This window comes from Nocardia sp. NPDC058058, from assembly GCF_042885355.1.
Taxonomy (GTDB): domain Bacteria; phylum Actinomycetota; class Actinomycetes; order Mycobacteriales; family Mycobacteriaceae; genus Nocardia.
The window spans coordinates 250,707-275,547 of the sequence record NZ_JBHVSA010000001.1 but is presented as its reverse complement, the minus strand read 5'-3'; the positions used below and the strand labels follow the sequence as shown (position 1 = coordinate 275,547).

The following is a 24,841-nucleotide window of genomic DNA, read 5'->3' as shown; positions in this document are numbered from 1 at the left end:
GGCCATGTCCGGGCAGCCCTTCATTCTCTCGGTCGCGGAGATCGACCGCGATCTCGCCGAACGGGAACGCGAAATCGACGCCATTGCCGCGACGCTGGTCGAACTGGATAGGCATCCCGGGTTGATCCTGTTGCGCCGGTTCCCCCCGGCCGGGGTCACCGAAACCCGCTGGGTGCCCGCGCGCGATGCGATGGACCTGCTGTGGGAGGACTTCGGGCGCTTGCGCACCCTGCTGGAGCAGGCGCATATGGTGCGGGTGCGGCGACGGCTGGAGGCCCTGGACCGCGAGGAGCTGACCGTGCTGTTGCGGGGACAGCCGATGGAGGTGGCGCGCACCGCGATTCCACTGGCGCAGCGGTCGCTGATCGGTCCGGGCGAGGTGATCGTGCGGGTCGGGTTCGCGGAATTGGTGGCGCGCATGCGGGAGGGTTTCCCGCGCATCGTCGAGGTGCTCGATGCCGTGGACGCGGTGAACACCCGCATCGTGTCCGAGATCGCCCCGCTGCGTGCCGAACTCGATCGCATCGGCACCGGACTGCCCGAATTGCGGGCGCTGGCCGCCGAACTCGATGAGTTCTCCGCCCGCGCCGCCGCCGATCCGCTGGCCGTCTCGGCCGCCGAGTTGGACCGGCGCACAGTCGAATTCGGGGCGAGCATGCGTGCCGCCGCCGCGCTGCGCGCCGAATTGGCCGCGATCGCCGCCGATTGGGACGGCGCGGTCGGGCGCACCCGCACCCAGGTGGAAACGCTCCGCAAGACCTATGAGCGGACCCATCTGGCGCGAATCGCCGTGGAGCGCACGATTCTCACCGGCGCGCTGCCCGAGCACGCCGATGACAGCGCGGTCTTCGGCGCCGAACTCACCACCGTGGACGCCACCCCCGCCGATCCGTCGGCGCTGTGGGAGCTGCACCGCCGCGTCACCGCCGCCGTCGCCGCGGCCGCCGAAGCCGAACACCTGGTCCAGGGTCTGCTGGACCGCCGCGCCGAACTGCGCGGCCGCCTTTCGGCCTACCGCGCCAAAGCGGCGCGCCTGGGCGTGAGCGAAGATCGAGAAGTACTGGCCTCCAGCCGCATAGCCGCGGGCCTGCTCACCCGCAAACCCTGCGACCTGGCCGCGGTCACCCGCGCCATCACCGACTACCGGCAGCTCATCGCCCAGAAAACGGGGAGACGATCGTGAACTGCAACGAACCGGGCTGCACCGGAACCATCGAGGACGGCTACTGCGCCGTCTGCGGCACCGCGCCCTCCGCCGCCGCGACGGTGGTGTCCGAAGCTCAGTCCGCACCCACGCACTGCGCCGAACCCGGTTGCGGCGGTGCGATTTCCGATGGGTACTGCGAGGTGTGCGGGACCGCGCCGTCACCGCATACGGTGGCGGCCGGGCCGAGCGGGGTGAGCCAGCCGACCAGTCGTGCGAGCGGTATCACCGGGGTCACCAGCGGTGGGACGCGATCCTCCATCCGCACCGGGCGATCCGGGTCGTCGGGGGCCACGCGCGGCCGGTTGGGCGCGGGAATGGTGCAGGTGCCACCGGTTGCACCGATCGATCCCACCGCGGCGGTGATGGCGGATCCGGTGGTGCCGGAGAGTCAGCGGTACTGCGGTAAGTGTGATCGGCCGGTGGGGCGCAGCCGGGGTGATGTCCCGGGGCGGAGCGAGGGATTCTGCGGGCATTGCCGGACGCGGTTCTCGTTCACGCCCAAGCTGGTTCGCGGGCAGGTGGTCGGCGGACAGTACGAGGTACTGGGCGCGCTGGCGCACGGCGGGCTGGGGTGGATCTACCTGGCGCTCGATCACAAGGTGAACGGGCGGCCGGTGGTGCTCAAGGGCCTGCTCAATACCGGTGACGCCGATGCCATGCGGGCGGCGGTGGCCGAGCGGCGCTTCCTGGCGCAGGTCGATCATCCCAATATCGTGCGCATCTACAACTTCGCCGAGGATATCGGCCCGGATGGCGAGCCGGTCGGCTATATCGTCATGGAGTATGTCGGCGGCACCTCGCTCAAACAGCTGCTGCGCAAGCGGCGCGATGCCGATGGCGTGTGGCTGCCGCCCGCCCAGGCCATCGCCTACATCCTCGAGGCGCTGCCCGCGCTCGGCTATCTGCATTCGCGCGGCCTGGCCTACTGTGATTTCAAGCCGGACAATGTGATGCAGACCGAGGAGCAGCTCAAACTCATCGATCTGGGCGCGGTCATCGCCATGAACGATGAGCACAGCGCCATCTACGGCACGCCCGGCTATCAGGCCCCGGAGATCGCCGAGACCGGTCCCACGGTCGCCTCGGAGGTCTACACCGTCGGCCGCACGCTGGCGGTGCTGCTGCTCAAGGTCCCGCACGAGAACGGCCGCCTGGGCCCGCTGCCCGGTCCGGATACCGAACCGGTGCTGGCCGCCAATCCGTCGCTGTACCGATTCCTGTTGCGCGCAACGCATATCGATCCGATGGAGCGGTTCAGCGGCGCGGAGGAGATGTCCGATCAGCTCACCGGCGTACTGCGCGAGGTGCTGTCCGCCGAGGACGGCCGGGCCCGGCCCGGGCTGTCCACCCGGTTCGGTCCGCCGCGCGCGGTCTTCGGCGTCGGCGACACCCTCCCGGATGATCCGCTGAAAATCGTTGCGGCACTGCCGGTCCCGCTGGTGGACCCGAACGACACCGGCGCTCCGCTGCTGGCGACGCTCGGCGCGGGCACGGCGGCGGAATTGGAACGTGAACTCACCGCGGGCCTGCGCGCGGTGGTGACGGGTAAGGACGAGTCGGCGGAGATCCCGCTGCGCCTGATTCGCGCCGCGCTGGAATCCGGTGACGCCGCCGACGCGCTGCGCCGTATCGAGGAGGCCGATCCGGCCCTGGGCGGGGACTGGCGACTGAGCTGGTTCGGTGCGCAAGCCGCACTGCTGCAACGGGATTGGCCGGCCGCGGCGTCCGAGTTCGACGCCCTCTACACCGCGCTGCCGGGTGAGCCCGCACCCAAGCTGGCCCTGGCGGTCACCGCGGAACTGCTGGCGCGCAATGGTTCCCACCCCGATCCCGAACCCGCGCTGCGCAATGCCACCGCCTGCTACGAGGCGGTCTGGCGCACCGATCGCTCCTACACCAGCGCCGCGTTCGGCCTGGCCAGACTGCGTCGTTCGGCCCACGATCGCGATGGCGCGGTGGCCGTTCTGGACCAGGTCGACCCCGCCTCGGCGGTGTACACCGAAGCCGGTGTGGCGGCTGTGGATACGCTGCTCAGTGTGGAACGCCAGGGCGAGCTCACCGAACACCTGCTGCGCGATGCGGGAAGCAGGATCGAAAAGCTCGGACTGGACTCCAAACGCCGGGCCGCCCAGGCCCGGCTACGCGTCCTCGATGCCGCGCTGTATTGGCTGCGCCTGGGACGCGTACCCACCGATCACGCCCCGCTGCTGGGCGTGACACTCGACTTACAGGGGGTGCGTACCGGTTTGGAACGCTGCTATCGCGATCTCGCGCATGAAACCGACGATATGTGGGAACGTATCGCCCTGGTGGAACAGGCCAATTCCGTTCGCCCCAGGACCACGCTGTGACCGCCCGCTGCCCGGCCTGCGGGACGTTCGCGGCGGAGACCGACCGGTTCTGTGAGGAGTGCGGCCGTCAGCTCGGCGTGCAGCGCATCGCCTTGCCGCCGACCGCCGCGCCCGCGGTGGCCAGTGACAACACCCGCCCGACCAGTCTGGCGCGGCCCGCCACCGGCACCGTCGCGCGCTACACCGGCACCACGCTGTCCTACGATTCGGAGACCTCGCCGGCCTGCGACGGCTGCGGCGGTACGCATTTCGACGGTGACGGCTTCTGCGTGGTGTGCGGGCAGCGCGCCCGCGAGCACGATCGCTTCGAGGCGGATCTGGGCGCCACGGTGCTGATCACCGATCGCGGAAACGTACACGCGCACAATGAGGACGCGATCGCCGCCGCGGTGCTGGAGAGCGCCAATCCCGGCACCCCGCCCGCCCTGGTGCTCTCGGTCTGCGATGGCGTGTCCACCTCGGAGGATCCGCAGGCGGCCTCGGGCACGGCGGTGCGCACCGGCGTCGATTCCACGCTGACCGCGCTGGCCGCCGCCCGGCCCGCCGAGGAAGCGATCATGACCGGTCTGGCCGCGGCCGCGCAGGCGGTGCGCGATATCGGCACCCCGGACGGCCGCTCTCCCTCGTGCACCTACGTGGGCGCGATCGTGCAGTTCGACGATGCGGGCGGTGCGCGCCTCACGGTCGCCAATGTCGGTGACAGCCGGGCGTATTGGCTGGCGGCCGAGAACGGTTCACAACGCCTGACCGTCGACGATTCGCTCGCCCAGGCCATGGTGGAGACCGGGGCCATGGACGAGGAAGCCGCCATGGATACCCCGCACGCGCATGTGCTGACCCGCTGGCTCGGCGCGGACAGCGAAAAGCAGTCCTGGTCGGACAATTGCGTGCAGACCCTGCACGTGCGGTCACCGGGCGTCCTGCTCATCTGCTCGGACGGGCTCTGGAACTATCTGCCCGAGGCCGCCGGTCTGGCCCAGCTCGCGCTGGCGTCCGCACCGCTGGAGGCGGCCCGCGCGCTCGTCGACTATGCCCTGGCCGCGGGCGGCAAGGACAACATCACCGTGGCGCTGGTACCCGTTCCATTCTCCGAGCTCATAGGAGAAGCACTGTGAATTCCCCTGCTATCAAGGGTATTTCGGTAGCTGTCGATCAAAATCCGTATCTGGCCGAGGGCGTGCGCGTCCTGGACGCCGTGGTCTCGGTGGAGACCACTGACGAGTTGATGGTCGCCGCGCCCGCGCAGGAGCGGGTGGAGATCCTCATCATCGACTGCTCGGGTTCGATGGGCGGCGGCGATAAGTTCGGCGGTGCGCGCAATGCCACGCTGGCGGCGCTGGAGGTGATTCCCGACGGCACCCGTTTCGCCATTGTGGAGGGCACCGACAAGGCCGAGGTGGTCTACCCCCGCGATGGCGCTACGGCCTTGGCGGACAAGCGGTCCCGGCTCGATGCCCGGCGCGCGCTGGACAAGTTGCGCCCGCACGGCGGCACCGCCATGGGCACCTGGCTCGGACTGTCCCGGATGATCGCGCAGCGGCATCCGGGCGCGATGGTGCACGCCATTCTGCTCACCGACGGTAAGAACGAACATGAGCGGCCAGAGCAGCTCGCGGCCGAGATCAATGCCTCGCAGGGCGTGCTCAGCTGTGACTGCCGCGGTGTCGGAACCGATTGGGAGCCCAATGAATTGCGGGCCATCGCGTCCGCGCTGCACGGCACCGTCGATATCGTGAAGACCCCGGATCTGCTGGCCGCCGATTTCGCCGCGATGATGCAGACCTCGCTGGCCAAGACTATTCCCGAACTCACGCTGCGGGTGTGGACGCCGGTGGGCGCGACGGTGCGCTTCGTCAAACTGGTCGATCCGGTGATCGAGGATCTGACCGCGCGCCGCGTCGCCACCGCCGCCCAGATCGGTGAATATCCGCTGGGCGCGTGGGGTGCGGAGGAGCGCGGCTATCACGTGCAGATCGAGGTGGAGGCCGCACCGCCGGGCCGCGAAAAGCTCGCCGCCAGAATCAGTGTGGTGTCCGGGGACGAGGTGCTCGGACAGGGTCTGGTGAAGGCGGTGTGGACCACCGATACCGATTTGTCGGCCCGCATCAGCCGCCGGGTCGCGCACTACACCGGACAGGCCGAGCTGGCGCAGGTGGTGCAGGAGGGTCTGGCCGCGCGCAAGCAGGGTGATGTGAACACCGCCACCGCGAAACTGCGGCGCGCGGTGGAGCTGGCCAATGAGTCCGGTAACGAGAACACCGCGAAACTGCTCAAAGCCGTTGTCGAGGTGGATGATCGGACCGGTACGGTGCGCCTGCGCTCGCGGGTGGACGCGGCCGATGAGATGGCCCTGGACGTCCGCTCGACCAAGACGGCGCGGGTGCGCAAGGAGGCGGGCTCGTAATGGCCGTCTGCCCCGAAGGCCATACCTCGGCGTCGGCCGATTACTGCGATACCTGCGGATCGCCGATGACCGGGGCCGGAATCGCTCCCGCGCAACCCGATCCGGGGGTGCGGGTCGCGCAGTGCCCCGCCTGCGGCGCGCTCATCGACGGCCGCTTCTGCGAGGACTGCGGCCATGATTCGGCGCTGCCCGCGCCTCCGGCGTCGTTCGCACCGCCCGCACCGCCGATTCCCGAAGTGACGGTGGTGAATCCGGAGGCGACGCTGCTGGCGGGCACGCTGTGGGTCGCGACGGTCACCGCCGATGCCGAGCACTATCACCGCATGATCGCGCAGAAGGGTCCGGACGCGGATCGGGTCGCCTTCCCGGACTACTATCCGGCGCGGCGAATCCCGTTGCAGGGCAGCGATATTCTGATCGGCAAGCACAGCGCCTCGCAGGGCTTGCATCCCGATATCGATCTGGCCATCGCGCCCGCCGATATCGCGGTGTCACGATCGCACGCGATCCTGCACCTGAACGGCGATACGCTCACCGTCACCGATCTGGGTTCCACCAACGGCACCTGTCTCAATGGCAGCGATATCCCGATCGCGGCCAAGACGCCGGTGCTGTTGCGGCCGGGGGACCGGATTCATGTCGGCGGCTGGACCACCATCACGGTGACCAGGGAAATCGGCTGAGCACCTGAGGGAATCCGGTGGGCCGCCGAGAGAATCCGGCAAATCGCCGATCTTGGTCCACCGTCCAGATTAGTCTCCCGCGCATGAGATTGACGCGCCGAGATTTCGTCCGCACCACCGTGGCCGCCCTGGCCGGGACCGCAGCCACCGGCCTGGCGACCACGGGGGCGCAGGCCGCGCCGCAGGGCTGGACGGGCGCGCCGCAGAGCTGGATGGGACTGCTGCCGGACAGCACCTCGCTGCTGCGCCTGACGATTCCCGGTACGCACGATTCGGGCTGCACCGATCCGGCCAACGGCACCGAATGGTCGCACACCCAGAACTGGTCGATTCCCGATCAGTTCGGGCACGGCATCCGCTTCCTGGATATGCGTTGTAATGGGTTGCAGGACCATATGACCGACTCGTTCGGCATCTATCACAGCTCGGCGTATCAGGGCCTGACCTTCGATAATGTGCTGAACGACAGCCGGGATTTCCTGAACCGCAATCCCGGCGAGACGATCGTCATGCGGGTGAAGAAGGAGAACGGCACCAATAACGATGTGGGCGCGGACTTCGAGCGCATCTTCAACGGCTACCTGGACAACAAGGGTTACCGCTCCCTGTTCTGGATCGGCAATCGGATTCCCACGCTGGGCGAGGCGCGCGGGCGGATCGTGTTGATCGCCCAGTTCGCCAATAGCCTGCCCGCGCTCCAGTGGCCGGGCGGCGATAACGGGGTCTTCACCTCGGACCGCTTCTATCTCCAGGATCGCTATAAGGCCAACGGCCTGATGGGTCTGGACTCCGGGTCCGGGTCCGGTTCCGCTTCCGGCTCTTCCGGTACCGGATCCTCCGGCGGCGATAAGTACTCCTATATCCGTGACTGCTTCGATCGGGCAGCCACGGATACGAACAACTCGCTGATGTACATCAATTTCACCAGCTACTCCGACAATGCCTGGCCCAAGGACAATGCCGCCGCCATCCTGCCCAAGGTGGAGGGCTATCTCACCCAGCACCGTGCGCAGCCGGGGCATTTCGGCATCGTCCCGATGGATTTCCCGGACCGGTATCCGAATGTGCTGAACCTATTGCTGGAGAAGAACTTTCTCTGAGTCATCCGGTGCGGGGGTGGTCGGTTCCGGAGTGGTCGACTCGGCCGCCTCCGCCGGTTTCCCGATGGGCCGCAACGCGATCGCGAGCACAATCGCACCGCTGAGCGCGATGAGCATGGTCCAGACGCTGCCGACGTGCATGGCGTGAATGAACGCGTCATCGGCGGCGCGCGCCAGATCCGGCCGCCCGAGCGCACCCGCGACATGCCGGGCCTGCTCGGCCGACACGCGCGCCTGATCGCGCGCCCCGGCGGGTAGATCCGGTGCGGCGCCGTCCATTCCGCGCCGGTACGCGATGGCCATGATGGTGCCGCCCACCGCGATGCCGAGCACGCTGCCGGTCTGGCGCACGGTATTGGTCACCGCGGAGCCCGCGCCCGCGCGCTCCAGCGGCAGGGTGTTCATCAGGGCCGCGGTCAGCGAACCCATCACCATGCCGATCGAGAGTCCCTGGATGCCGGCCACCACGGCGTTCAGCACGATCGGGGTGTCGAGTCCGAACAGGGCGGCACTGCCCATGGCCAGCGCCGCCACGGTGAGCGCGCCGACGGTGACCGGGCGAAGTCCCCAGCGCCGCACCAGCTTCACGCCCAGCGGCCCGCCGATCATCACCCCGACCGCCGCCGGTGACATGATCAGGCCCGCGTGCAACGGCGAGAACCCCCGTGCGCCCTGAAGATAGAACGCGCCGTAGAAACCCGCGGCGGTCATGGCGAACAGCAGCAACCCCAGCGCGGCATTGCCGCCGCCGAAGATGCGCCCGGCGAGCAGTCGCGGATCGAAACTCGGCTGCCGCAAACGCAATTCGACGATGACGAAGGCCGTCAGCAACAGCACACCCGCGAGGGTCGGGGCCCAGACATCGACCCGCGTCCACTCCGCGAGCTGCCCCGCGCGAATCAACCCGTATGCCAGTGCGGCGAGCCCGGTGATGGACAGCAGCAGACCGGCGGGATCGAGCGGGCGCGGCACCGGAGCCCGGAAATCGGGGACGACGGTGAGGATCCCGAGCAGCGCGAGCGCCACCGCCGGGACATTCACCAAAAACACCGAGCCCCACCAGAAATGGTCGAGCAGCAGTCCGGCCAGCAGCGGCCCGGCGGCAATGCCGACGCCCGCCGAGGCCGAGGAGATGCCGATGGCGGTGGCCCGCGCCGGACCGGTGAAGGTCCAGGTGAGGATGGCCATGGTGGCGGGCATGATGAGCGCGCTGCCCACCCCCATTCCGGCGCGGGCGGCGATCAATTGCGCCGCGTCACCGGCGTAGGCGGCCCAGATCGAGGTGGCGGCGAAGGTCGCCATCCCGATGCCGAGGATGACGCGATGGCCGAAGCGGTCGCCGAGTGCGCCCGCGGTGAACATGAGCGCGGCGAAGACCAGGGTGTACGAGCCGGTGGCCCACTGCAATTGCGCGGGGCTCGCGCCCAGTCCGCGCACGGGATCGGCGAGCGTTTCGAAAACGGTGCTCAGGATGGTGTTGTCGAGCCAGATCAGAAATGAGGACAGGACGAGAACGGCGAGTATCACTCGCTGCCGAAGCTTCGGCAGCGCCAAGGGCGTGGTCATGGCGGCCTTCGGTACATTGGTAGGAACCTGACGGTTAAAGAATGCATAATCGTCAGGAACCTGTCAATCACGGGAAGGGTGTCTGCTGTGGGTTCCTCCGGCGGCGAGGGCGGTTATCTGACCTTCATGGTCCGCAAGGTCTGGCTGACCATGCGCGCGGCGATCGGTGAGGAACTCAAGGCTTTCGGGCTCACGACCTCGCAATACGCCACGCTCATGATGACCGGATCGCATCCGGGGATGTCGGTGGCCGATATCGCCCGCGAGGTGGCGAGCACCCGGCAGGCGGCCAACGAGATGATCTCGGGTCTGGAGTCCGAGGGGCTGATCGAGCGCTCACCGCATCCGACGGATCGGCGCACGCATCAGATCCACATCACCGAGGCCGGGCGCGAACGGCTGGCGGCGGCACGGGTCGCGGTGGCGCGGCGGGAGGCCGAGCTGGAGGCCGCCATGACGCCGAAACAGCGTGAGACCGTGCGGGATTGGTTCACCGGGATCAGCGAAGCCTGTCGCTGACGCCGAGCATCGTTGGCACGGAAGCTGATTCAGCGAACCGATCGGATCGGTGCCACCGCGAGCGCGCCCAGTACCGACAGCACCCCGCCGAACAGGAACAGCGGGGTGTAACCGCCCAGGCTCACCACGGCCGAGGCCACGAAGGGTCCGAGAATCTGCGGGCCCGCGTTGGCGATATTCAGCACGCCCATATCGCGAGCGGCGTCCTCGGCCTTGGGCAGCACCATGGTGACCAGTGCGGTGTCCACGGCCATGAAACAGCCGAAGGCGACGCCGTTCACGGCGGCGAAGGCGATCATGCCCGGCCAGGTCGGGGTGATGACGGGGATGAGCTGCGCGGCCGCCGCGAGTCCGGCGGATAGACCGACGAAGAGTTTGCGCCGGTTCAACCGATCCGAGAGCACGCCGCCCGCCACGGTCGAAAGCGTCATTCCCACAGCGGAAATGGGGGTCAGGATGGCCACCGCGTCCTCGGGTTCCAGATCCCCGGGCAGGCTGATGTGATCTTGGAGAATATAGAGCTGATAGCCGACGACGGCGAAGTAGCCGAGCACCAGTAGCGCCCGGCCGATGAAGGCCCAGCGGAAATCGTGCTCGCGCAGCACACTCAGGAACGCGGCGAGCTGATCCCGCAGCGGGGCGGGCTGTTTCGCGGGCATCCGCTCCTCGCGCGTACCGGCGGTGAATACCACCGCCGCCAGCGCCACCAGCGCGCCGAGCACGAGATATCCGGTGCGATAGTGATCGGAGAATCCCGACGCCAGCAGCACACCGATCACCGACCCCACCGGAAGCCCGAGACCCACTGCGGCAGAGGCGATCCCGCGCCTGGCGAACGGCACCCGATCGGGCACCACCGAGGTGATGGCGGCCTGATAGATATTCATCACCGCCTGCCCCGCGCACCACCCGATCGCCACCAGCAGCACGGTATTCACACTGCCCAGCAATCCCATGGCCGCGATCGCAGCGATCCCGCCACCCAGAATCCACGGATTGCGCCGCCCGGACCGATCCGACAGCGCCCCCGCCACCGGATTGAACACCGTGGCGAAAATGGCCGCGATACCACCCACCAACCCGAGATTGGCCACCTTGTTCGCCGCGTCGATATGCTCGATCTGCAACGGCAGCAGCACGCTCCCGACCCCGATATACAGCGCGTACATCGCGGCATTGCCGACGAACAGCAGCGGTAGCAGGCCCCGGGGAGTGCTTGCGGCGGAATCGTTCTCGCCGACGGTCGAGTCAGCCTCGGAGTGTGCCACGGTGAATCCCAATGCGTAGATGGCGTGAGTCGTCATCCCCCGTCATCCCGGCACGATTCTTGGCCGGGATCCACACCCCGCGACGCGTGTGCTGCGAGGGTGGATCCCGGCCAAAAGCACGCCGGGATGACGGGGGATGACCGGAGGGGTTGTGAGAGGACGGCTGGAGGTCAGCTGATGTCGGCGGTGAGGGGTAGATCGATTACCGAGGTGCCCAGGTGCAGGGTGAAGGCGCCGGGTTCGACGGCCCAGCCCTTGGCGGTCCAGTGCTCGAAGGAGCGGCGGGGCAGTTCGATGGTGGCGGTGACGGATTCGCCGGGGTCGGCTTGCACCGGAGCGAAGGCGGCGAGCCAGCGCACGGGGCGGTCGACGGCGCTGTCCGCGCGGGACAGGTAGGCCTGGACCACCTGGCGGCCGCGGCGTGCGCCGGTATTGCGCACGGTCACGGTGGCGGTGCGGCCGGTGACGGTCAGGTCGGACAGTTCCCAGCTGGTGTAGCCGAGGCCGTGGCCGAAGGGATAGGCCGGGGCCACACCGGATTTCAGCCAGGCGCGGTAGCCGATGTGGATACCCTCGTCGTACCGCAGCGAATGATCGGTGGCGTCGGGCGCGGTGTCCAGCACCGGCACATCGGCCATGACCTTGGGCCAGGTGGTGGGCAGGCGGCCACCGGGTTCGGCCGCGCCGGTGAGCACATCGGCGAGCGCGGAGCCGAATTCCTGGCCCGGGAACCAGCTCAGCAGCACCGCCGCGACATCATCGCGCCACGGCATCTCCACGGGCGCACCGGAATTCACCACCACGATGGTGCGCGGGTTGACCGCCGCGACGGCCGCGACCAACTCGTCCTGGCGGCCGGGCAGGCGCAGATCCTTGCGGTCGAAGCCCTCGGATTCGATCTGTTCGGTGGTGCCGACCACCACGACGGCGACCTCGGAAGTCCGCGCCAATTCCACCGCGGCGGCGAACTCCTCGTCGGCGGCGCGGCGCGGGCGGCCGACCGCGAAGGTCAGGCCCAGGGCGGGCAGTCCGGCCGAGGGCACCGGCGCGAGTTCGACGAGCACATCGAGTTCATCGCCCGCGGCCAGTTCGCGAGTCACGAAGCGCTGCGGCGGATTCAACAGCATTTCCACCGGATCGGTGCCGTCGGGCATGACGGTATCGGAGAGCACGCTCTCGCCGTCGATCTCCAGACGCAGTGCGCCGACCCCGGCGAAGCCGATGCGCCACTCCCCCGCCGAATCCACGCGCAACCTGCCGCGCAGTTCGAAGGAGCTGGCGGCCATGGCATTCGGATTGCCGAACAGCATGAGCCCACCGGCGGTGCGGTGTTCGGTATCGAGCACCTTATCGCCGTCGAGGTAGCGCAGCGATAGGCCCGGGGTGCCGGTCTCGGGATCGGTGACCAGATCCAGCGGCACCGGAATCATGTGATCGTTGAGGTGCACACCGGGGGTGTACGTGATCGGCAGCGCCGCCGACAGTCCCTCCAGCGGCGAAGTCGTATGCGCCGGAATGACGGTCGCGCTACCACCGCCCATGAAGCGCGGTTCGGCGGCGGCCGCTCCGAGCAGCGCCACCTGAGCGGGCTTGCTCAGGGGCAGCGTCCCGTCGTTCGTGGCGAGCACCATGGCCTTGGCGGCGGCCGCGCGCACCAGCGCCTGCGCGGACTCATCGGTGAATGCCGGTGGCTGCAAGGGCGTTCCGTTCAGCGCACCCACCCGAATGGCGAAACGCAGTATGCGGCGCACCTTTTCATCGATGGCGGCCTCGGGCACCTCACCCTTGCGCACCGCCTCGACCAGGGGTGCGCCCCATAGTTCCCACGGTCCGGGCATGGCCAGATCGGTGCCCTTGGCGGCCCCGGCGGTGCTGCGCACGGCGGTCCAGTCCGAGACCACGACGCCGTCGAAACCCCATTCGCCCTTCAAAGGCTCGTCCAGCAGCGCGTTTTCGGTCATGGTGGTGCCGTTGACCGAGTTGTAGGCGTCCATGATCATCCACGCGCCCGCGCGCACCGAGCGCTCGAACGGGTGCAGGTACAGCTCGCGCAGCGTGCGGTCATCGGCGATGACATCGGTGGTGAAGCGTTCGGTCTCGGAGTCATTGGCCACGTAATGCTTGGGGCACGCGCTCACGCCGTGCGCCTGCACCGCACTGACATAGGCCGCGGCGATCTCGCCGGTGAGCACGGGATCCTCGGAGAAGCATTCGAAATGCCTGCCGCCCAGGGGCGATCGATGCAGATTGATGGTGGGCCCGAGCACCGCGTACACGTTCTTGCGCCGCGCCTCGGCGGCGATGAGCGCGCCGATCTCGGCGAGCAGTTCGCGATCCCAGGTGGCGGCCAGCGCGGTGCCCGACGGCAGACTCACCGATGGATCGCGCTCATCCCAGAGTTCCCCGCGCACCCCGGACGGACCGTCCGAGACCGGCATCTCATCCAGGCCGATGCTCGCGTCGCCCGCGAACCGGAAGACGCCGGAGCCCGAGACGAGCCGGACCTTCGCTTCCAGATCGAGCTTGGCCAGTAGGTCGTCGATCTCGCTCATGCCAGTTCCTCCCAGAAGTTCACCAGATCCGCCGATACCTGTGCGGGGACATCCTCATTGGGCACATGCCCGGAGCCGCGATACACCGCGGTCCTAGCCTGCAACCGCGCGGCGAACTTCTCGTGGACGCTGGGGTCCCAGAGATCGTTCGTGTCGCCGTAGGCCACCAGCAGCGGCACCCCCGCATCGCGCAGCGCGTCCGGATCGGCCAGCGGCGGCACCTCCATGGCCTTGAGAATGCCGAGGATATTGGCCTTCTTGGTCTGCAGAATCCGATTGTGCAGGAATTCCATTCGCGCCGGATCGATGGTCTGCCCGGCGGCGGTCATGGCGGCGCTCATCTGCTGGAAGATCGCTTCCTGCCCGGCCGTCTCGATCATTTGCGCGACCAATTGCGGGGGCGGGAAATTGATGTCCTCGACCGACGAGGGTCCCGAGGCCAACAGGGTGAAACTGCGGAAACGCGCGGGCGTTTCGATGACCGCGATGCGCGAGACATAACCGCCGAAGGAATGCCCGACCAGATGCACCGGCGCGTCCGGCGAGACCTGATCGATGACCGCGTGCAGATCCGCGACGAAATCGGCCATGGCGTACCCGGAGATATCGTCCGGCCCCTCGGACTGATATTGCCCGCGCTGGTCATAGGCGACCGCGCGATACCCGGCCTCGGCCAGCAGCGGCACCATGAATTCGAAGTCTTCCTTCGAACCGGTGAAGCCCGGCACCAGTACGACGGTGCCGTGGTGCGGAACACCGGGCGGCGGACCCGCCTCCCATCCGGCGAGCGTGCCCGCCCCGCCTCGCAGCGTGATGGTTTCGATCGCGGCCTGCGCGCCCTGACTCATCGACTGTCCTTCCTCGCACGTCCCGGTCCGGCTGGCACGAGTCTGCCAGTGCTCATCCAGTTTACCGAGTGGTCACTCGGTAATGTTATCCGTTCGTGATGTTGCGCTGTTTTTGCAGGTCCCGGACCGGGGACTACTGTCCGTGCCTATGACCCCGCACCCCCGGCGCCGTAAACGGGGCGACGAACGCCGCGAGCAGATCATCGACGAGGCGCTGAAGACCTTCGCCGACAACGGCTATCGCAATGCCTCGATCGCCGAGATCGCCGAGCGCTGCGGACTCTCGCAACCCGGTCTGCTGCACTACTTTCCGAACAAGGCGGCATTGCTCGCGGCGGTGCTCGACTATCGCGATCGACTCGATTACGACCGGCTCGGATTCGACCGGCAACTGCGCGGCATCGAGGCGCTGGATCGACTGGTGCGATTGGTCGAGCACAATATGCACGTCCCCGGATTGGTCCAGCTCTTCACCGTGGTCACCAGCGAGGCGGTCACCGCGGATCATCCGGCGCGCGACTGGGTGGTGAATCGCTATCGCACGTTCGAGCGCTTTCTGGCCCGCGCGCTCGATGACGGCATCGCCGATGGCACGCTGCGCCCCGATATCGATACGGCCGCGCTGGCCCGGCAGATTTTCGCGATGATGGACGGGCTGCAATTGCAGTGGCTGCTCGACCCCGAAAACGTTGATATGGCAGCGCTGTTCCGCGCCTATATCGACGAGCTGATCACCTCATTGCGCAAGGTCTGACGATCACGTGCGCCCGCGTCCCGGGAATGGCATGGTGAACTAGAACACGTTATAGTTCTCACCGCTCGGCATGGGACGCCGCGCATTGCCATTCGGGAAGGTGGTCGCGACGGTGCGGACCTGGGATTCTTCGGCCGATATCGTTGTCGTCGGCTACGGCGGCGCGGGAGTCGCGGCGGCGCTGGCCGCGCGGGAGACCGGCGCGGACGTACTGGCCGTCGATCGTTTCATCGGGGGCGGCGCGACCGCGCTGTCCGGCGGCATCGTGTACGCGGGCGGCGGCACCTGGGTGCAGCGCGCGGCCGGGGTCAGCGATGATGTCGACAATATGCTGGCCTACCTGCGCGCCGAGGTCGGCGATGCGGTGAGCGAGCAGACGCTGCGGCGGTTCTGCGAGGGGTCGGCCGCCATGATCGATTGGCTGTCCTCGCACGGGGTGCCGTTCCAGCCGTCGCTGTGCCCGTACAAGACCTCGTACCCGACCGATGACCACTACCTGTACTACTCCGGCAGCGAGAACTCCGGCGGTTTCCGGGAATTGGCGATTCCGGCGCAGCGCGGGCATCGCGCGCACGGGCGCGGCGTCTCGGGCAAGAAGCTGTTCGGACCGCTGGCGGCGTCGGCGCACAAGCACGGTGTGCGAGTGCAAACCGGTACCCGGGCAACGGGACTCGTGATCGAGGATGGCCGCGTCACCGGCATCGAGGCGATCACGCTGATCGACGCACCGGTGAAGGTGCGGCGCAGGTTCGCGGCGCTGGCGCGGATTTCCGCGAAACCCGGTGTGTACCACCCGGGTTTGCGTGCGGCGGTGGGCAAGTTGATGGACCGCATCGAACAGCGGCACGGGGTGCGGGTGCGCATCGAGGCGCGTTCGGGCGTCATTCTGACCACCGGCGGATTCATCGCCAATGGTGCGATGGTCGGGCAGCACGCGCCGAATTACCCCTGGGCCGAAGGACTTCCGCTGGGCACGGCGGGCGATGACGGCAGCGGTATCGCCATGGCGCAGGCGGTCGGCGCGGCCACCGGCAAGATGGATGCCATCTCGACCTGGCGGTTCATCGCGCCGCCGAGCGCGTTCTTCGCCTCGATCGCGGTGGATGCCAACGGGCAGCGCATGATCGACGAATCCCGGTACGGCGCTGCCATGGGCGCGGCCATCGCCACCAGTCCGGGCAATCGGGCGTGGCTGCTGGTCGACGCGGAGCTGATGGCCGAATCACGGCAGCAGCTGGGCGGGCAGTCGGTGTGGTTCCAGCGCATGCAGACCGAGCGGCTCATGCGGGTCGGGCACACCACCGGGCGGTCCATCGAGGAGGTGGCCGCGCGCGCCGGTATCGAACCGGCGGCGCTGCGCAAGACGGTGGACGCGCACAATCGCGCCATCGAGCAGAACCTCCCCGATCCGATGGGCAAACCCGCCGACATCCGCAAGCCGATCCGCACGGGACCGTTTGCGCTGCTGGATATTTCGTTCAAGGCGCACCTGACCTACCCGATGCCGATGCTCACCCTGGGCGGCTTGCTGGTCGATGAGGACACCGGCGCGGTGCGTGATCGGGACGGCGGCACTATTCCCGGACTGTTCGCGGCGGGTCGGGCGGCGGTGGGCGTCTGTTCCAATTCGTATGTGAGCGGGCTGTCACTGGCCGATTGTGTGTTCTCCGGGCGGCGCGCGGGGGCACACAGCGTCCGGGTGAGCAACGCGGCCTGATCTCACCGGAGCCCGCACCGCGATTGCCGTGCGGGCCGGTGGAATTGCCGCCACCGTCACCGTGTGTCGCGTCGGGATTCCCACTCGCGGCCCCCGCATTGCCGCCGGTGGCGGTCATCGGCGGTCCGGGTCGCCGGGCGGCAGCGGCAGGCCCGAATCGATGGACCAGTCGGGGATTCCGTCGGCGATCTCGAGCACCTCGGCGAGGTTGTCCGCGGTATCGAGCAGTTGCCGTTCGGTGTGTTCACTGGTGAGGAAGAAGCGCAGGCGTTCGGTTCCGGCCGGAATGACCGGAGCCAGAATGGCTCCGGCGTTGAAGCCGCGTTGCAGCATGGCCGCCGCGGCATAGCCCGCCCGGACTTCACCGGGGACGATAACCGGCACGATCGGGGTCGATTCGGAGTCCGCGAGATTCATACCGCGCTCGCGCAGCGCGGTGCTGAACAGCGCGGCGTTCGACCACAGCCGGGCCAGCCGCTCGGGTTCGCCGGCGAGTACGTCCAGTCCGGCCAGTACCGCCGCCACATTCGACGGTGACGGTCCGGCGGTGTACAGCGCCATTCCCGGTGCGGCGTATTTGATCGCGCGCACCAGATCCGCGTCTCCGGCGATGAAACCGCCGGTGCTGCCCATGGCCTTGGACAGGCTGCCCGCCCAGATATCGACCAGATCGCCGGGCAGGCCGAAGTGTTCGAGGCTGCCCAGGCCGTTCGGTCCCAGCACCCCGAGCGCGTGCGCCTCGTCCACCAGCACCGCGCAATCGTATTGCCGTGCCACCGTTGCCAGTTCGGCGATGCGACCGAGGTCGCCGTCCATGCTGTAGTGCCCCTCGATGATCACCAGGGCGCGATCGAACTGATGCCGGGAGGCGCGCAGCAGCGCTTCCAGGGCGGCGGGATCATTGTGCCGGAAGGTCACCCGGCGACACCCCGACCATTGCGCACCGGCCACCAGGCTGGCGTGTGCGAGCGAATCACACACCGCAGCATCACCTTCGGTGAGCAGGAAGCCGATCACCGCCGCATTGGTGAGGAATCCGCTGGAGGTGACCAGCGCTCCACCCGCCTGATAGATCCCGGCGAGGCGCTCCTCCAGCTCGGCATAGAGCGGGATCTCACCGGTCACGATGCGGGTCGCCGACGCCGAGGTGCCGTAGCGTTCGGCGGCGGCGTTCGCGGCGGCTATGACACGCGGATGCTGGGCCAGCTCCAAGTAGTTGTAGGAACTGAAGTTCACCAGTTCCCTTCCGCCCGAACGGATCAGCGCGCCATTGGGGCCTTCCGGCGACAGAAACAACGGGTGCGGCAGGCCGGTCAGCTCCACCAGTTCCTGAATGGCCGCCTGCTTGGCCAGCGCCGCCACCACACCGGGATGGTCGGCGAACTGCCTACCCGGCCCGCGCGCCGCCCGCACCCGCCGAAGCGGTGCGTTCGCCCGTCGCCATGCGGTATTCGCTCGGTCCGCGGGAGCCGCCCACGTGTGTGCGGTATCGATCTGCGGGCGCGGGCCGCCCAGCGCCGGGGTGCCCGCCAGCAGGCGGCGGGCGATATCGCGTTCGTCGGCCGTCATGCGGGGAGCACCTCCGGGGTGTGCGCGCCGATAATGATGTCGGCGATGCGCGCACCCGCCTGCGCCAGGCTGAAGGATCGGCCCAGCTGCATGCTGTTCATCTCCACCCCGAGCGTCTTGGTCACCAGCGCACCGAATTCCACGGCCATGAGCGAATCCAGGCCGAGTTCGGGCAGGGGTACGTCCAGCGCGATGGCCTCCGCCGCCACGCCCATGACCTCGGCCAGCTGTTCGGCGAGCAGATAGCCGACGACGGTGGCGCGCTGGGTTTCCTCCAGCGCGCCGATCTGACCGCGCAGCTGCGCCGCGGCCGAATTGTCCTGCGACGCCGCGGCGATCAGGTCGGCGACCCGTGCGGTGTAGGCGAGTTGCGGTGCGGCCAGCACCACCCGGCCCCATTCGACGGGGATGATCGCGGCCTGCCGAATGCCCAATCGCAGTGCCTCACCGAGGTATTCGGTGCCCTCATCCATATCGATGGCGTCGAATCCGGCGATGCGCAGGTAGCGCTGCACGTTCTCGTCGGCGTCCACCATGCCGCCACCGGACATCGCGCCCCAGCCGACGCAGAGCACGCGCTCACCGCGCCGGGCGAGCTGTTCGGTGAATGCCTGCAACGCGAGATTGGCCGCGGTGTACGAGTATTGGCCGATTCCGCCCATGATCGCACTGCCCGAGGAGAACAGCACGAACATATCCAGCTCGACTTCGGCGGCGGTGAGCGCGGCGTACAGCGCCCGCGCGCCCGCCAGTTTGGGCCGGAAGACCGCGGTGAGGCTGTCCCGGTCCATGGTGGCGATGCGCTGATCGTCCAGGACCCCGGCGGCGTGGATGACTCCGCGCAACCGATGGTCCACGGCGTGAACGCGATTCACCACCGCCGCGACGGCCGCGGTATCGGTGATGTCGGCGCGTTCCTCGATGACCTCGATGCCCTCGGCACGCCAGCTCGCCAACTGCCGCTGTGCCGCGCCGCTCGCGGCTCCCCCGCGTCCGACCAGCACCAGATGCCGTGCGCCCCGGCGAATCAGCCACCGGCCGGTGGCCAGGCCGAACGCGCCGAAGCCGCCGGTGATGAGATAGCGTGCGCCCGGATCGATCCGCACATCGGCGGGTTGCGGACGCACCGATGGGTTGGCATCACCCAGGTGCAGGGCGATGCGGCCGATCCGGGTGGAGCGCAATGCTTCCTCGAACGCGGTCGATACCGCGTCGGTGGCATAGGACTCGTACGGCAGCGGCCGGTACACCCCGTCCGCGAGCTTGTCATTGACCGCCTGTACCCGGCCGATCACCTCGGCGCGGCGCAGTTTGAGCATGCGGTCCAGATCGAACGAGTGGTACGAGACGTTCTTGTCGAAATTGCGCAACTCCAGCACCCCGCCGGAGTAGATATCGGCCTTGCCGATCTCCACGATCCGGCCGAATTCGGCTACGGCCCCGAAGTTCTGGTGAATGATCTCGCCCGGTGCGGTGCTCAGCACGATATCCGCACCGCGCCCGCCGGTGAGTGCCAGCACATCCTCGACGAAGTTCAGCGAGCGGGAATCGAGCACCTCGTCCGCACCCTGTTCCAGCACATAGGCGCGGCGTTCGGCGGTGCTCGCCGCGCCGATCACGCTCGCGCCGTGCAGTTTCGCCACCTGGATGGCACAGCTGCCGACGCCACCGGCCGCGCCGTGCACCAGGACGGTCTCCCCCGTGCGCACCCGGGCCAATTCCAGCAGCGCGTATTCGGCGGTGACCATCGAGACCGTCGATGTGCACAGTTCCGGGCGGATGGAGTCCGCGGCCGCGCCCACGTGTCCGGCATCGGCGATGTGATAGCGCTCGATCATTCCGGGCGAGGCGAGCCCCACCCGGTCACCGACGCCGAAGCGGGTCTCACCGGGGCCGACCCGAACCACCGTGCCCGCGCCCTCCATACCGGGGGCGGTACCGAAATGCGTTGCGGCCAGCTCGGTCTCACCGAGCACGCCGAGCACCTTGAGCGGATCCTTGAAACCCAGGCCGATGGCCTCCATGCGCACCTCGACCTCACCGGGGCCGGGTTCGCGGCGGTCCGCGCGCCGCCAGCCGAGCTGGGACAGCAGCCGCGACCTGGGGATATCGAGGGCGAAATTGGCTTCGGGATCGGTCAGCGGTGTGGCGTGGTCCAGTGCGCCGAGCCGGTCCGGCAGCGCCCGGGTGACGACGGTGCACCACCGTAATCCATTGCGCAGGAATACCTCATCGCTGTAGTCGCCCGAGAACGCGCCGGGTACACCGAGTTCGGCCAGGAAATCGTCCGCGGTGGTGTCCGGATCGATATCGATGAGCCGCCAGCGCAGTGGCGGTTGCTCATTGAGCAGCACCCGGCGCGCACCGGCCAGCGCGGCGTGATCGGGATCGGGTGCGGCCGAATCCTCGGGATGGACGAAGGCGCGTTCGGTGACCAGGGTGGCGTGGATGGAACCGTCACCGGTGAGTGGCAGTGGTTCGGGATTGATGGAGTCGGTGAAGCTTTCGAGCACCAGCGCGGCCCGGCTCAGCAGCCACAGCGCATCGACCTCCGCACTCGATCCCGCGATGAAGCACACGTGGATGCGCTCCACCTCCGCGCTGTCGTGCGCGAAGCGCAGTTCCAGCAGCAGGTTCTGTTCGAAATCCGGTGCGCTGGAATCGATCAGGGCGCTGCGCGGATGCGCGCGGGTGATCTGCGCGATGCGGTTGCCGGTGACCTCCCCCAGCGGGATCACCAGGGTGCGCGCCGTCGTCTCCGAGGCGAGCGCGGACCGATCCAGTGGATCGCGCAGTGTCCACTGTTCCTCGTAGTACAGCGGCTCAAGTCGGCGCGCCAATCCGCCACCGTAGGGCACCGCTTGGAAGCGTGCCCCCGAAATCCGCAGTACCGGATTGTGTTCCAGGTCGAGCACCGTCACATCCGCGCGCAGCGGTGCGGTGAGCCGGGCGAGCACCAGCACCGTATCGGGCATGGGCGCGAAACAGCGCACGGCGTCCGCGCCGATCGGAATGACCGCGCCGTCGTGCCGGGGGCCGCCGGCATCGCCGAGCGAGACGATCTGCCAGGCGGCGTCCAGCACGCAGGGATGGGCGAGATGCCCGGACTCGCGGGCGGCGGTGGCGTCGACGCGGGCCAGTACGGTGTCTCCGCGCGTCCACGCCCACCGCACCAGCTGGAACGCCGGGCCGTGCACGACGCCGGTCGCGGACAGGTCCGCGTACAGGGTGGCCGGATCGACCTCGGTCATCGAATCCGTATCGGGGACTTCGACCTTGCCGGGCTCGAATGCGCCCGCGACCAGCCGCCCGGTGGCGTGCACGGTCCACTCGCCGCCGGTCGCGGTACGCGACCGAATGGTGAATCGACGCGTGGACTCCTCGACGGTCACTTCCATGACGGGGATATCGCTGTTCGCGATGACCAGCGGCGCGATGAATCGCACCTGTTCGACGGCCGCGCTGCCCCGATCGGATTCGACGGCGGCGGCGCTGAGGGCGGCATCGAGATAGGCCGCCCCGGGCAGGATCCGCACCCCGTCGACCACATGATCATCGAGCCACGGCAGCGCGCTCGCCGCGAGCTCCACCGTCCAGCAGCGTTCGGTCTGCAGATCCGGATCGCCGAGCATGGTGTACAGCCCGGGTGTGCCGTAGCGCTGCTGGGCGAATACCGGTAGATCCGAACGCAACCGGACGCGCTGCCAGGGGTAGCGCGGCAGGTCCAGGTGCGCGGTCGGGGCCGGGAAGAGAGCGGCGATATCCAGTGCGCCCGCCGCGTACAGCCCGGCGGTGAGCGCGCGCATGCTGAGGCCGTCGGACTGCTTGCGATGCAGGGTCGCGACGCTGACGCCGTTCTCTCCCGCGCCCAGCAGGATCTCGCGAATGTTCGCACCCAGCACCGGATGCGGGCCGACCTCGAGGAAGACCCGTCCGCCCGCGGCGATGACCGCGCGGGTGGCATCGGCGAAGCGCACCGCCTCGCGCACATTGGCGCACCAGTACTCCGCGTTCCAGCGGCCTGTGACGACCTGTTCACCGGTCACCGTGGAGTACAGCGGAATCGCCGGGGGCCGCGGGGCGAGTCCGGCCAGCGCGGTGCGCAATTCGTCGAGGATGGGGTCCATCAGCTGACTGTGGTAGGGCACCTCGACCTGTAGTCGCTTGGCGAATATGCCCTGCGCGGTGAGGGATTCGGCGATGTCGTCGAGCCGGCCGGCGTCCCCGGACAGGGTGCAGGCGTGCGGGCTGTTGACCGCGGCGATATCGACCCGGCCGTCCCGGTCCAGCAGCTCCGCGGCTCGTTCCGCCGAAATGCCGACGGCGAGCATGCCGCCGGTGCCCGCGGTTCGCGCTTGCAGGCGGGCGCGGTGGTAGGCGACGGTCACCGCCTCGGACAGCGTCAGCACACCGCAGATATAGGCGGCGGAGACCTCGCCCACGCTGTGGCCGATCACCGCCGAGGGCGTGATGCCTTGCGCGGCAAGGGTTTCGAATAGCGCCACCTGAATGAGGAAGTTGGCAGGCTGCGCCACCTCGGTGGCGGCCACCCGCGATACCGCCTCCGGTTTGGTCAGTTCGTCGATGATGGACCAGCCCGCGACGGCGTGGAAGGTCTCGTCGATCTGGTGCGCGGCGGCGGCGAACACCGGATCGGTGGCGAGCAGTTCCCTGCCCATGCCGTACCACTGCGGTCCCATCCCGGTGCAGACGAATACCGGGCCGTCCCCTCCGACGACCCGGGTCGCCTCCCGACCCTGTCCCGCCGCGAAATCGCGTAGCGCACCGAGCAATTCGTCCGCGTATTCGAACGGCATGCCCAGCCGGTACCGGTGGTGCTGCCGCCGGGTCCAAGCGGCGGCGGCCAGTCGATCCGCGTCCGCTCCGGCTTCCAGCAGATCCGCGTACGCACCCGCGAGCTCGCGCACGGCGGATTCGCTGCGCGCGGAGAGCGGCAGTACACCGCGATGGATGATCGGCTCCAGCGGCGCGGGTGCGTGCCGGTACTCCTGGAGGATCGCGTGCGCGTTCGTGCCGCCGTAGCCGAATCCGTTGACCGCCACTGTCATTCGAGCATCGCACGAGCCCAGTTCGCGGGCCTCGGATTGAATGGCGAGCCGCAGCTCATCCAGTTCCAGATCCGGATTGGGTTCGTCATCGAGCCAGCCCTGCGGGGGCAGCGTGCGATGCCGCACCGCCAGTGCGGATTTGATGACGCTCGCGATCCCCGCGGCGGCCTCGGTGTGGCCGAGCGTGGCCTTGAGCGATCCGACCCCGAGCGGTTCCGCGCGACCGTCGACGGCCCCGTAGGCGCGGCCGATCGCCCGGAGTTCCAGGGGATCTCCGACCGGCGTACCGGTGCCGTGCGCCTCGACATAGGTCACCTCGTGCGGTTCCACACCCGCGCGGCGGCACACCTCGCGGGCGAGCCGCTCCTGTGCGTCGGCATTGGGCACGGTGATGGCGGTGGTGCGCCCGTCCTGATTCGATCCGGTGGCCTTGACCACCGCGTACACCCGATCACCGTCGCGTTCGGCGTCCTCGAGTCGTTTGAGCAGCACCATGCCCGCACCCTCACCGCGGCCGTAGCCGTCGGCGGACGCGCCGAACGATTTGCTGCGCCCGTCCTCGGCCAGGAACCCGCCCTTGCACATGGAGATGAAGGTGCCCGGTTGCAGCATGAGGTTCACTCCGCCGGCGAGCGCGCTCTCGCAGTCGCCGTTGCGCAGCGCAGTACAGGCCAGGTGCAGCGCCACCAGGGACGACGAACACGCGGTGTCGACCGTGACGCTGGGCCCGCCGAGGTTGAGCGCGTACGAGATTCGGTTCGACAGCATGGTGTACGAGGTGCCCGCGGCGGAGTGCATATCGATATGCGGGATGGCCGCGCCGGTGAAGCCGACGGCGAGTTGATCGAGGGTGAACGCGCCGATGTAGACGCCCACCTTGGATCCGGTGGCGTGCCCGGCCGCCCCCGCATCGTCCAGGGCCTCCCAGGCGACCTCCAGGATCAGCCGCTGCTGCGGGTCCATGGCGGTCGCCTCGCGCGGTGAGATACCGAAGAAATCGGCATCGAAGGCCCACGGATCACCGGTCAGGAACGCGGCCCGACTGGTGTACATGCGGCCCGGTGCGCGCTTATCCGGATCGTAGAACCGGCGCACATCCCAGCGGTCTGCGGGTATCTCGGTGATCGCGTCCTGTTTGCCGATAATGAAGTCCCAGAACGATTCCGGTGAATCGATGCCCCCGGCGTACCGGCAGCCGATGCCGACGATCGCGATATCCGACAAGTCTGCCCGC

The 24,841-nt window shown here is 68.4% G+C and carries 15 protein-coding genes; 9 read left to right on the top strand and 6 right to left on the bottom strand.

Features of this window, described 5'->3' with window-relative positions; translation table 11 throughout:
* The first annotated feature begins 4 nt into the window (after positions 1-4).
* The 6 genes from ACFVUS_RS01210 (at position 5) to ACFVUS_RS01185 (ending at position 7,745) form a co-directional block, all read left to right on the top strand.
* Positions 5-1,183: a hypothetical protein gene (locus tag ACFVUS_RS01210; protein ID WP_387761112.1), complete on the top strand. Its 1,179-nt coding sequence runs from the start codon at positions 5-7 to the stop codon at positions 1,181-1,183.
* Positions 1,180-3,558 carry a tetratricopeptide repeat protein gene (locus tag ACFVUS_RS01205; protein WP_387761111.1) on the top strand — a complete coding sequence of 793 codons (2,379 nt, stop codon included), beginning with the start codon at positions 1,180-1,182 and terminating at the stop codon, positions 3,556-3,558. The genes ACFVUS_RS01210 and ACFVUS_RS01205 overlap by 4 nt, the downstream gene beginning before the upstream one ends.
* The gene (locus ACFVUS_RS01200) at positions 3,555-4,673 is read left to right on the top strand and encodes a phosphatase (RefSeq protein ID WP_387761110.1); all 1,119 of its coding nucleotides are present in this window, start codon (positions 3,555-3,557) and stop codon (positions 4,671-4,673) included. Before ACFVUS_RS01205 ends, ACFVUS_RS01200 begins: the two co-directional genes overlap by 4 nt.
* Positions 4,670-5,962: a VWA domain-containing protein gene (locus ACFVUS_RS01195; RefSeq protein WP_387761109.1), complete on the top strand. Its 1,293-nt coding sequence runs from the start codon at positions 4,670-4,672 to the stop codon at positions 5,960-5,962. The genes ACFVUS_RS01200 and ACFVUS_RS01195 overlap by 4 nt, the downstream gene beginning before the upstream one ends.
* On the top strand, positions 5,962-6,645 hold the full coding sequence (locus tag ACFVUS_RS01190; RefSeq protein ID WP_387761108.1) for an FHA domain-containing protein: 684 nt from the start codon (positions 5,962-5,964) through the stop codon (positions 6,643-6,645). The genes ACFVUS_RS01195 and ACFVUS_RS01190 overlap by 1 nt, the downstream gene beginning before the upstream one ends.
* An 83-nt stretch (positions 6,646-6,728) precedes the next feature.
* Positions 6,729-7,745, top strand: coding sequence for a phosphatidylinositol-specific phospholipase C (locus ACFVUS_RS01185; protein ID WP_387761107.1), 1,017 nt, complete (start codon positions 6,729-6,731; stop codon positions 7,743-7,745).
* On the opposite strand, the gene ACFVUS_RS01180 is transcribed toward ACFVUS_RS01185, so the two are convergent.
* Positions 7,719-9,311, bottom strand: coding sequence for an MFS transporter (locus ACFVUS_RS01180; RefSeq protein ID WP_387761106.1), 1,593 nt, complete (start codon positions 9,309-9,311; stop codon positions 7,719-7,721). The two genes, ACFVUS_RS01185 and ACFVUS_RS01180, sit on opposite strands and share 27 nt — an antisense overlap.
* Positions 9,312-9,398: 87 nt before the next feature.
* Between ACFVUS_RS01180 and ACFVUS_RS01175 the strand changes: the two genes are divergently transcribed.
* Positions 9,399-9,830 (top strand): MarR family transcriptional regulator, encoded by a 432-nt coding sequence (locus tag ACFVUS_RS01175; protein WP_364633247.1) that lies wholly within the window; start codon positions 9,399-9,401, stop codon positions 9,828-9,830.
* A 29-nt stretch (positions 9,831-9,859) separates the two neighbouring features.
* On the opposite strand, the gene ACFVUS_RS01170 is transcribed toward ACFVUS_RS01175, so the two are convergent.
* The 3 genes from ACFVUS_RS01170 to ACFVUS_RS01160 all read right to left on the bottom strand — a co-directional run bounded on the left by ACFVUS_RS01170 (position 9,860) and on the right by ACFVUS_RS01160 (position 14,498).
* Positions 9,860-11,134 carry an MFS transporter gene (locus ACFVUS_RS01170; protein ID WP_387761105.1) on the bottom strand — a complete coding sequence of 425 codons (1,275 nt, stop codon included), beginning with the start codon at positions 11,132-11,134 and terminating at the stop codon, positions 9,860-9,862.
* Between the two features lie 134 nt (positions 11,135-11,268).
* Positions 11,269-13,650: a beta-glucosidase gene (locus ACFVUS_RS01165; protein WP_387761104.1), complete on the bottom strand. Its 2,382-nt coding sequence runs from the start codon at positions 13,648-13,650 to the stop codon at positions 11,269-11,271.
* The gene (locus ACFVUS_RS01160; RefSeq protein ID WP_387761103.1) at positions 13,647-14,498 is read right to left on the bottom strand and encodes an alpha/beta fold hydrolase; all 852 of its coding nucleotides are present in this window, start codon (positions 14,496-14,498) and stop codon (positions 13,647-13,649) included. Before ACFVUS_RS01160 ends, ACFVUS_RS01165 begins: the two co-directional genes overlap by 4 nt.
* Before the next feature lie 148 nt (positions 14,499-14,646).
* On the opposite strand from ACFVUS_RS01160, the gene ACFVUS_RS01155 reads away from it, so the two are divergent.
* Both ACFVUS_RS01155 and ACFVUS_RS01150 read left to right on the top strand, forming a co-directional pair.
* Positions 14,647-15,252 carry a TetR/AcrR family transcriptional regulator gene (locus ACFVUS_RS01155; RefSeq protein WP_387761102.1) on the top strand — a complete coding sequence of 202 codons (606 nt, stop codon included), beginning with the start codon at positions 14,647-14,649 and terminating at the stop codon, positions 15,250-15,252.
* A gap of 112 nt (positions 15,253-15,364) precedes the next feature.
* Positions 15,365-16,969, top strand: a complete 1,605-nt coding sequence (locus tag ACFVUS_RS01150; RefSeq protein ID WP_387761101.1) for an FAD-binding protein — start codon at positions 15,365-15,367, stop codon at positions 16,967-16,969.
* A gap of 114 nt (positions 16,970-17,083) precedes the next feature.
* Here the strand turns inward: ACFVUS_RS01150 and ACFVUS_RS01145 are convergent, their stop codons facing one another.
* Together ACFVUS_RS01145 and ACFVUS_RS01140 are read right to left on the bottom strand one after the other, a co-directional pair.
* A complete protein-coding gene (locus ACFVUS_RS01145) occupies positions 17,084-18,538 on the bottom strand; it encodes an aminotransferase class I/II-fold pyridoxal phosphate-dependent enzyme (protein ID WP_387761100.1) in 1,455 nt (484 codons plus the stop codon).
* A complete protein-coding gene (locus ACFVUS_RS01140) occupies positions 18,535-24,831 on the bottom strand; it encodes an SDR family NAD(P)-dependent oxidoreductase (protein ID WP_387761099.1) in 6,297 nt (2,098 codons plus the stop codon). The genes ACFVUS_RS01145 and ACFVUS_RS01140 overlap by 4 nt, the downstream gene beginning before the upstream one ends.
* Positions 24,832-24,841: the final 10 nt, after the last annotated feature.